Genomic DNA, 424 nt, shown 5'->3' with positions numbered 1-424 from the left:
CTGCCTGCTGGTCGCCGAGCGCGAGGGGCTGGATGCCGAGGAGCTGCGCGCCGCACTGCCCGACACGCCGATCGACCTGCGCGGCGGCGGCTTCGACATCTCCGACGACGAGTACGCGGACATCGTCGAGCAGGTCATCGCCGAGGAGATCGGCCGCGGCGAGGGCGCGAACTTCGTCATCCGCAGGGACTACCGCGCCGGATACGAGTGCGACGACCGCATCGCCGCGCTCACCTGGTTCCGCGCGCTGCTCGAGCACGAGCGGGGCGCGTACTGGACGTTCGCCGTCATCACCCCGGGACAGATCGCGGTGGGCGCGAGCCCCGAGGCGCACGTCGTCGCCCGCGACGGCATCGTGACCATGAACCCCATCTCGGGGACGTTCCGCCACCCCGCCGGCGGCGCGACCCGCGAGTCGCTGACC

Annotated in this window: 1 protein-coding gene; it reads left to right on the top strand. The window is 72.6% G+C overall.

What is annotated here, in order from left to right; all coding sequences use genetic code 11:
- Positions 1 to 424 (top strand): chorismate-binding protein (locus KI686_RS17380; protein WP_237590286.1); only part of this gene is annotated, 424 nt, incomplete at both ends.

The sequence above is a fragment of the Polaribacter sargassicola genome (genome assembly GCF_021991835.1).
Lineage (GTDB): Bacteria > Bacteroidota > Bacteroidia > Flavobacteriales > Flavobacteriaceae > Polaribacter > Polaribacter sargassicola.
Note: the sequence above shows the minus strand (reverse complement) of the source record. Positions and strands in the feature narration are given on the sequence as shown.